At 41.6% G+C, this 8,900-nt stretch carries 8 protein-coding genes; 6 read left to right on the top strand and 2 right to left on the bottom strand.

What is annotated here, in order from left to right; translation table 11 throughout:
* Window positions 1-317: 317 nt before the first annotated feature.
* Together HPS54_RS09935 and HPS54_RS09930 are read right to left on the bottom strand one after the other, a co-directional pair.
* Window positions 318-707 (bottom strand): DUF1573 domain-containing protein, encoded by a 390-nt coding sequence (locus tag HPS54_RS09935; RefSeq protein ID WP_172345298.1) that lies wholly within the window; start codon window positions 705-707, stop codon window positions 318-320.
* A gap of 94 nt (window positions 708-801) precedes the next feature.
* Window positions 802-1,194: a thioesterase family protein gene (locus HPS54_RS09930; RefSeq protein ID WP_216653071.1), complete on the bottom strand. Its 393-nt coding sequence runs from the start codon at window positions 1,192-1,194 to the stop codon at window positions 802-804.
* A 204-nt stretch (window positions 1,195-1,398) separates the two neighbouring features.
* Here HPS54_RS09930 and HPS54_RS09925 point away from each other — a divergent pair, with 204 nt between their 5' ends.
* From HPS54_RS09925 to HPS54_RS09900, 6 genes are all read left to right on the top strand, one after another.
* A complete protein-coding gene (locus HPS54_RS09925; RefSeq protein ID WP_172345297.1) occupies window positions 1,399-2,316 on the top strand; it encodes a glucosaminidase domain-containing protein in 918 nt (305 codons plus the stop codon).
* Window positions 2,317-3,011: 695 nt separating this feature from the next.
* Complete coding sequence (gene ileS, locus HPS54_RS09920) at window positions 3,012-6,578, top strand: isoleucine--tRNA ligase (RefSeq protein ID WP_172345296.1); 3,567 nt, start codon at window positions 3,012-3,014, stop codon at window positions 6,576-6,578.
* A 56-nt stretch (window positions 6,579-6,634) separates the two neighbouring features.
* The gene (locus HPS54_RS09915; RefSeq protein ID WP_172345295.1) at window positions 6,635-7,015 is read left to right on the top strand and encodes a TraR/DksA family transcriptional regulator; all 381 of its coding nucleotides are present in this window, start codon (window positions 6,635-6,637) and stop codon (window positions 7,013-7,015) included.
* The gene (locus HPS54_RS09910; protein ID WP_172345294.1) at window positions 7,016-7,648 is read left to right on the top strand and encodes a lipoprotein signal peptidase; all 633 of its coding nucleotides are present in this window, start codon (window positions 7,016-7,018) and stop codon (window positions 7,646-7,648) included. It abuts the gene before it with no gap.
* Window positions 7,645-8,589, top strand: coding sequence for a DUF4296 domain-containing protein (locus tag HPS54_RS09905; protein WP_172345293.1), 945 nt, complete (start codon window positions 7,645-7,647; stop codon window positions 8,587-8,589). The genes HPS54_RS09910 and HPS54_RS09905 overlap by 4 nt, the downstream gene beginning before the upstream one ends.
* A gap of 67 nt (window positions 8,590-8,656) precedes the next feature.
* Window positions 8,657-8,875 carry a hypothetical protein gene (locus HPS54_RS09900; protein WP_172345263.1) on the top strand — a complete coding sequence of 73 codons (219 nt, stop codon included), beginning with the start codon at window positions 8,657-8,659 and terminating at the stop codon, window positions 8,873-8,875.
* The last annotated feature ends 25 nt before the right edge of the window (window positions 8,876-8,900 follow it).

The raw sequence follows: 8,900 nt of genomic DNA, 5'->3' as shown, positions 1-8,900 counted from the left end.
TGTTTTGTCAGTTAAAAACTTTGGCTCCGTCCTCTCTTGGGGGCGCGCCCCCAAGAGAGGACGGACAATACTCTGAAAGAGGTAATTCCTAAATCAAAATTTTGCACTTCGATTTGGAATCTTCACTGTGTGGGAGCACAGTGGGGATATTGTTTTGATATTGTGACGAGATGCAGTGCTTTCGCGGTTTAAAACATAGGTTGAAGTAAATCTATGCAAAATAAAAAAATGGCGATAATGCAGTTCAAAAAGCATCATCGCCATCTCATTATGTCTTTATAAAACCCGCAAACTTTGCCGGTTCGTTGTTTTCAGTATTATTTAGCTTCCAGCATATCCCCCTCAACGTATAGACGTACCATTGAGGTGGCAGCATTGGTACGTATGGTTATACTTTTCTTGAAATGTCCGGGGAACTTGCCTTTACCGTTGTATGTAATAGTTATCTTGCCACTCTGCCCGGGTGCCACAGGTGACTTGGTATATTCGGGCACGGTGCATCCGCAACTTGCCACAGCCTGATTGATGACCAAAGGCGCGTTGCCGGTGTTTGTAAAAGTAAATGTGCATTTCTGTACCGGTGTGTTTTCGGAAAATGTTCCGAAGTTGTGTGTCAGCTTGTCGAACTTTATTTCAGCAGCAGACTGTGCCATGATTGTTGTCACGGCAAATATAAACATAAATGATATTGCAATGATCTTTTTCATATTCCAATGTTTTTAACTTGGTTATTAACTTTCGGCAAAGTTACCTTATTTTTTTTATTTATGTATATTTGCAATGTTAATTTAAGTTTTCATGTTATTTGTCGTTCAATAACTTGTCTGCCTTTTCCTGAAATCTGTTACCGTCTACGATAAATCTCGTGTGTGTGCCTTTGGCAATTGTAAGTCCGTCGGCATCGTTAACCTCTGCTTGGAATACAAGCCTTCTGCCGTCGACAGCAGTCAGTGTAGTTTCGCAAGTTACGGTCATGCCTACCGGTGTGGGTGCAAGGTGTTCGATGTCCAGTGCTGTTCCGACAGTACAACAGCCGTTGTCCATATATCTGTCAATGCTTTTCCATGCCGTCTTTTCAATGAGTGTTATTACAACAGGTGTGGCAAGCACTCTAAGCGTACCGCTTCCTACAGATACAGCCGTGTCGGCTTCGGTGACTTTCAGTTCCGATTTGAATTTTATTCCGATTTCCATGATTACATATTAAGCTGTTTATGATGATGTTAATATTATCTGATATGCCTGTACAGGCGTTATAGTCTTTCGGATAATCCTTTGTTTTCATGCAAAGATAAAGCTTGGCGGTATAATTATCAAATATATTGATATGTAATTTTGACAAACCGATGATTTATAGTATTTTTGCATTGATAAGCATAATGTAATAGAAAGCACAAAATGAAGAAATACATATTTATCCTGATAAGTCTGTTGTTTTCTTATTCGGGTTTGGCACAGATGAAGTGGAACTCACGTTATCAGGCATATATCGACCGGTATCGCGACCTTGCCATAGAGGAGATGCTGAGATACAGGATACCGGCAAGCATAACTCTGGCACAGGGACTTCTTGAAAGCGGAGCGGGAAACAGCGACCTTGCAAGGAAAGGTAATAATCATTTCGGCATAAAATGTCACGGGTGGACCGGGGCGAAAACATACCACGACGATGATGAGCGGCAAGAGTGTTTCAGAGCATACGACAATGTACGTGACAGTTATGAGGACCATAGCCGCTTCCTTTCGCAGCAAAAACGCTATCAGAGTCTGTTCTCGTTGAAAATAACCGACTATAAAGGGTGGGCAAAAGGTCTCAAGGCTTGTGGATATGCTACAAATCCGGCATATGCGCAGAAGCTGATAGGCATCATAGAACTGTACAAGCTGTATCGGTATGACACGGCGAAGACATACGACAGGTTCATGGCAGACCATCTGTCTAAGGATGTTCCGGCAAAGAAAGGCGGCACGTTGCATCCGATACATAAATATAACAAGAACTACTATCTGACGGTAAGACAGGGAGATACGTTCCGTGGAATAGCCAAGGAAGTGGGGATTTCATATAGAAAGCTTGCAAGATATAATGAGCGTGACAAGGACGGAATATTGCGCGTTGGCGAGATAATATATTTAAAGAAAAAACAGAAGAAGGCGGATAAAGTATATAAGAGACGCCCGCATACGGTTAAGCATGGGGAAAGCATGTATTCCATATCTCAGAAATATGGTATAAGACTAAAGAGTCTGTATAAAATGAACGGGCTGTCTCCCGATTATAACCTTAAGGTGGGTGACAGATTACGGGTGAGATGATATATGTCAAAAGAACGTGAATAATATTATTTTTTTATACCTGTAATTGATAATATTTTTTGTAAACACTGTATTTTTGCATTCAGAAAATGGGATGAAAAGATATAGATATATAAGGTAGGTTTTTAAGATAAAGAGATTGTTAAGGATTAAGGTTGGCTGTTCCGGTTCTTTTGTGGTTGAAATAATAGCCGGAAGCAGTATGAACCAATAAGTTCTGTATTGTAGGGCGGTTATTGTAGATGATACAATAACCGCCTTTTTATTTATCTTTCGTAACCCTATGCTTTAGACATCATAACCCTATGCATTAGGCACCGTAAAGCTATGCTTTATGCTTCGTAAACCATAGGGTTATTGTCGGTAAAACATATTAGAGCATATTGAAGTCATCTCAACTTTTATGACGAATAAAAATCTTAAACTTTTATATCTTCTAAATCCAATCTTTACCTTTCTTTTTGGTCTGTTTTTACCCTTTCATCGGTCGAGTAGCCTGCTATACTCCCTTTTCAAGTGCAAAAACACCCTCAAAAAAATAAAGGCAAATATTGAATCTCATAAAAGTTTAGATGACTTCATTATGCACTCGCGTTAAAATAATTTTAAACTTATGACAAATCATTGGTTATGAAGATTTTTTTTTTAACTTTGCGCCTCAAACATAATTGTATAAAAAATAAATATATAGATATATGACCAGCAAATTTGCCGAACACAACGGTCTTAATCTTGTTGAGACCAACAAAGAGGTTCTAGCATCGTGGAATGAGAATGACGTTTTTCACAAGACAATATCCGAGCGTGAGGGATGTCCGGAGTTTGTATTCTTCGAGGGACCTCCATCAGCGAACGGTCATCCCGGTATACATCACGTTTTGGCACGTGCGATAAAAGACACGTTCAACCGTTATAAGACGATGAAGGGATATATGGTCCGCCGCAAGGCAGGATGGGATACTCACGGACTTCCTGTTGAACTTGGTGTAGAAAAGGAACTGGGCATAACAAAGGCTGACATCGACAATCATGCCAGTGATAAATATATATCGGTGGAAGATTATAACCGTAAGTGCCGTCAGAACGTGATGATGTATACTGAGGAGTGGCGCAAGCTTACGGAAGAAATGGGATATTTTGTCGATCTGGACAATCCTTATATCACTTATGACAACAAATATATAGAGACGCTTTGGTGGCTCCTTAAGCAACTTTATGATAAAGGACTGTTGTACAAGGGCTATACTATACAGCCATACAGCCCAGCTGCCGGTACAGGATTGTCGAGCCATGAGCTGAACCAGCCCGGTTGCTACCGTGACGTTAAAGATACAACCGCTACGGCTCTGTTCAAGGTTGTCAATTCAAAGGCAGAATGGAAAGAGTGGGGAACCGCTTATTTTGCAGCATGGACAACAACGCCATGGACACTTCCTTCAAATACGGCACTTTGCGTAGGTCCTAATATAAAATATGTGGCATTGCAGACATACAACTCTTATAACGATGAAAAGATAACCGTTATAATGGCTGAGGTTCTTGTAAACGCTTATTTCAAGGCAGAAGGCAAAGATGCTGATATGGAGGCATATAAGCACGGCGACAAGATAATCCCATATCGTATCGTAGGTGAATATACAGGCAAGGAACTTGTCGGTATGGAATACGAACAGCTTATGCCTTGGGTAAAGCCTTCTGCAAAGGTCGACGAGAATGCCCCGGACTTTGTTAAAGCATATGCAGAGGAATATCCTGAGAAAGTTTTCGTTGGCGAAAACGGTAAGGACAAGTTTGTGGAAATGGGCAGCAAGGCGTTCCGCGTAATCCCCGGCGACTATGTGACGACGGAAGACGGTACCGGTATCGTACATATAGCTCCTACATTTGGTGCGGACGATGCCAAGGTTGCCAAGGATGCGGAAATACCTTCGTTGTTCCTTATCAACAAGAAAGGCGATACACGTCCGATGGTAGACTTGGAAGGTAAGTACTATGTTATGGACGAACTTGACAGTGAGTTCGCTGCACGTTGCCTGAATGCAGAAGCATACGCAAAACATGCCGGCGACTATGTAAAGAACGCTTATTCTCCGGCATTCAATTCCGATGGCAAGTATGACGAGAAAGCGGCGATGAAAGCCGAAGACCTCAACATCGTACTGTGTATGGAGATGAAACAGGAAGGCACTGCGCTGAAGATAGAGAAACATGTACACAACTATCCTCATTGCTGGCGCACGGACAAACCTGTGTTGTATTATCCTCTTGACTCTTGGTTCATACGTTCTTCTGCCAAGAAAGAGCGCATGAGCGAACTTAATAAAACTATAAACTGGCAACCGGAAAGTACCGGAACAGGACGTTTCGGAAACTGGCTTGACAACCTTAACGACTGGAATCTGTCGCGCAGCCGATATTGGGGCACACCGCTTCCGATATGGCGTAATGAAGACGGAGAGGAAATATGTATAGGTTCGATGCAGCAGCTTTATGATGAAATAGAAAAATCTGTTGCTGCCGGTATCATGCAGAGCAATCCTATGAAGGACAAGGGCTTTGTTCCCGGTGACTACAGCCGTGAGAATTATGATAAGATAGATATTCATCGCCCGTATGTAGACAACATCGTGCTTGTAAGTGATAGCGGTAAGGCTATGAAACGTGAGTCTGATCTTATCGATGTATGGTTTGATTCCGGTTCCATGCCATACGCCCAGGTACATTATCCTTTTGAGAACCGCGAACTTATAGACGAGAGAAAGGCATTCCCCGCTGATTTTATCAATGAGGGAGTGGATCAGACACGAGGCTGGTTCTTTACGCTTCATGCCATAGCGACAATGGTGTTTGATTCTGTTGCATTTAAGAATGTAATCTCGACAGGACTTGTCCTTGACTCTAAAGGTAACAAAATGTCAAAGCATGTGGGTAATGTTATAAATCCTTTCACCATGATTGACAAATTCGGTGCAGACCCCGTGCGTTTTTATATGATGACCAACTCGGAGCCATGGGACAACCTTAAGTTCGATCCGAATGGTGTTGACGAGGTTCGCCGTAAGTTCTTCGGCACATTGTATAATACCTATAGTTTCTTTGCGCTATATGCAAATGTTGATGCATTTGACTATTCGCAACAGGAAATACCAGTGGATGAGCGTCCTGAGATAGACCGTTGGATATTGTCTGTTCTGAATACGCTTATAAAAGGTGTTGAAAAGGAAATGGACAGTTATGATCCGACACGTGCAGGACGTCTTATCGATACATTTGTGAATGATGACCTCAGCAACTGGTTTGTGCGTCTTAACCGCAAACGTTTCTGGGGCAAGGATATGGACAAGGAAAAACTTTCTGCATATCAGACATTATATACATGTCTTGAAACCGTGGCAAAACTGTTGGCTCCGTTTGCTCCGTTCTATGCAGACCGGCTTTATATGGATCTGATAAAGGTTACCGGACGTGACAATGTCTGTTCCGTACACTTGGCAAAATATCCTGTTGCAGATGAAAGTCTTATAGACAGTGAGCTGGAAGAGCGTATGAGAATGGCTCAGAAGATTACGTCCATGACACTTGCTTTGCGCCGTAAAGTAAACATCAAGGTGAGACAGCCTCTGCAGAGCATTATGATACCTGCTGTAGATGACAGACAAAAAGAATATATATGTGCTGTCAAGGAGTTGATAATGAATGAGGTTAATGTCAAGGAACTTAATTTTGTAGAAGGTTCGGGAGTGCTTGTCAAGAAAGTGAAGTGTAACTTCCGTACTTTGGGTAAGAAGTTCGGAAAGCTGATGAAAAGCATTGCAGCCGGAATGGAAAACCTCACTCAGGAGGATATTGCATCTTTTGAGCAGAACTCTTCTATAGAGTTGAACGTGGAAGGACAGAGTGTTGTGGTGGATATCGCAGATGTAGAGATTATCAGCGAAGACATTCCGGGCTGGCTTGTTGCCAACGAAGGCAATCTGACAGTTGCTCTTGAAGTTGAGATCAGTGACGAACTACGAAAGGAAGGTATGGCACGTGAACTGATAAACCGTATACAGAACATAAGGAAAGATACGGGACTGGAAATAACAGACCGTATAAATGTGATTATAACTTCTGTAGATCAGGTTGAAGAGGCCGTGGAAGCATATTCGGAATATATAAAGGGACAGGTCTTGGCTGATGACATTGTTTTGGCAGACAATGACGGACCGGAATTCCAGTTCGATACGTTCAACTTGAATATTAAAGTGGAGAAAAAATAAAGTGAAGATAATTTTTCGGAACTTTATAAACTTATATAACTTAACAACTGATGATTATGGCAGAGAAAAAACGTTATACAGATGAAGAGCTTGAAGAGTTCAAGGCAATTATCAATGAAAAGCTCGCTTTGGCACGCCGTGACTACAATCAGATGATGCGCACACTGATGAATGCAGATGGAAATGATGTGGAGGATACATCGCCTACATATAAAATTCTGGAAGAAGGGAGCGCAACTCAGACAAAAGAGGAACTGACACAGTTTGCCGCACGTCAGCAGAAATTCATACAGGGACTTGAAGCTGCCTTGATACGTATAGAGAAAAAGACATACGGAATAGATCGTGTGACAGGAGAACTTATTCCGAAAGAACGTCTGCGTGTGGTTCCTCATGCAACTTTGAGCGTAGCATCAAAGAATGCGAGGAAGGGATAAATGAACAGATATATTATATCGTATGCACGCGGATTGTCCGCGTGCATACTAATTGTTCTTGTCCTGATTATAGACCAGATCATAAAGATTGAGGTCAAAACGGGCATGTGTCTGTATGAGTCGATAAGAATAACAGACTGGTTCTATATAAACTTTATAGAGAACAACGGAATGGCATACGGCATGACTTTTATAAACAAGCTGGTGCTCAGTCTGTTCCGTGTTCTGGCTATAAGTGCGCTCGGATATTATATATGCGTGCAGATAAGGCGGAAGGCACGTCTTTTGTATATCTGTCTTTTGTCTGTTGTCTTTGCCGGAGCTTTGGGAAATCTTATTGACTGTATGTTCTATGGGCTTATATTCAATGCTTCGTCGCCTTATTATGTATCGTATATGGTGCCTTTCGGACAGGGATATTCCTCTTTCCTTATGGGCAAGGTGGTGGATATGTTTTATTTTCCGCTCATAGTCACTACGTGGCCCGAATGGGTTCCGGTTTTTGGAGGAGATGAATTTATATTCTTCAGTCCTGTGTTCAATTTTGCCGATGCCTGTATCAGTGTTGGTGTTGTGTCGTTGATATTATTTTGCCGTAACGAACTGTCACAAATTACATTTAAGAGACAATGAAGAAAGACTGCTTTATAGTGTTGTGTCTCGCAATGGCGGTTGTCTTGCTGTCGTGTAAGCCGCGTGTACCTTCCGGATACATACAGCCGGGAGATATGGAAAATATCCTTTACGACTACTATATGGCAGACGGCATGGCTAATTGTGAATACGGAGAAGTTCAGGAACAGGCGTATAACAATAGGCTGTACAAACTTGCGGTATTGAAAAAACATGGTGTGACCCAATCAGAGTTTGATTCGTCTTTAGTCTATTATGCACGCCATGCAGACAGATTACATTCGATTTATGAAAATATAGAAAAACGTCTTGGCAATGCTGCTATAGGTATGGGAGCTTCTGCCGGGGATTTACAGCAGTTTGGCTCGTCTGTTTCGCATTCAGACACAGCCGATGTGTGGAATGAAGAACGTTCTTGTGTCTTGCATACCGGGATGCCTTATAATGTATTGTCCTATGCAATAAAGGCAGATACCGCATTCCATAAGGGAGACAGAATGGTTCTGAGTTTCGATACGCATTTCATTTATCAGGACGGAACCAAAGACGGTGTGGCTCTGTTGGCGGTACGTTTGTCTAATGACAGTGTTGTGTCGCGCACGATACACATGTCTTCTGATTCTCATTATACACTGAATGTCGTTGATGATGGAAATATAGGAATAAAGGATGTATATGGTTTTATCTTTCTGACAAAAAATCAAAATACTTCTTTTTCCACTATGAAGATGATGTTTGTGGATAATATACGGTTGGTAAGACTTCACAATACTTCTGACTCAAACATACATTCAAACGGGCAGCAGAACATAAACAGTGGTGATACTCTTAATGAAAATACAGGAACAGGCAGAGGCAGTATGGCAGGAGGAGTGAATGGTGTAACTCCCCATCCCGTAAGAATATCCAATCCCGGCATGAGAACTATCCGCAGACCGTAATTCTGTATTTTTGATTTCAACATATATTTATGTAGTTCTATTTATTTAATATTCGAAGTTAATCGGTTTGACGATTGTTATGTTGTTGAAAGGTACAGGTAGATTTGCTGCAAACAGACTGGTAATACGTGGAAATATCATTGTCAATGGTGTTGTTGAAATAGAAAATGGCACGGTCAGGTCATATTACCATTTCTCGGAAGAGTTGCCTTTTACTGAATGGATAGGCGGAACAATAGAACTTTTTGAAGAGGAAGGAGTACTTGCTGCCTATGCGCATGACTGATGCTTGTCATTAAAACTTTCTTGTT

Source organism: Xylanibacter caecicola (assembly GCF_013166515.1).
In the GTDB taxonomy this organism is placed as follows: domain Bacteria; phylum Bacteroidota; class Bacteroidia; order Bacteroidales; family Bacteroidaceae; genus Prevotella; species Prevotella caecicola.
The sequence above is the reverse complement of the archived record's forward strand: the minus strand, read 5'-3'. Positions and strand labels throughout refer to the sequence as shown.

What these genes read in the sequence shown, in the direction of transcription:
- HPS54_RS09935 (WP_172345298.1), bottom strand. Translation starts at nt 707, where the DNA reads ATGAAAAAGATCATTGCAATATCATTTATGTTTATATTTGCCGTGACA.
- HPS54_RS09930 (WP_216653071.1), bottom strand. Translation starts at nt 1,194, where the DNA reads ATGGAAATCGGAATAAAATTCAAATCGGAACTGAAAGTCACCGAAGCC.
- HPS54_RS09925 (WP_172345297.1), top strand. Translation starts at nt 1,399, where the DNA reads ATGAAGAAATACATATTTATCCTGATAAGTCTGTTGTTTTCTTATTCG.
- ileS (WP_172345296.1), top strand. Translation starts at nt 3,012, where the DNA reads ATGACCAGCAAATTTGCCGAACACAACGGTCTTAATCTTGTTGAGACC.
- HPS54_RS09915 (WP_172345295.1), top strand. Translation starts at nt 6,635, where the DNA reads ATGGCAGAGAAAAAACGTTATACAGATGAAGAGCTTGAAGAGTTCAAG.
- HPS54_RS09910 (WP_172345294.1), top strand. Translation starts at nt 7,016, where the DNA reads ATGAACAGATATATTATATCGTATGCACGCGGATTGTCCGCGTGCATA.
- HPS54_RS09905 (WP_172345293.1), top strand. Translation starts at nt 7,645, where the DNA reads ATGAAGAAAGACTGCTTTATAGTGTTGTGTCTCGCAATGGCGGTTGTC.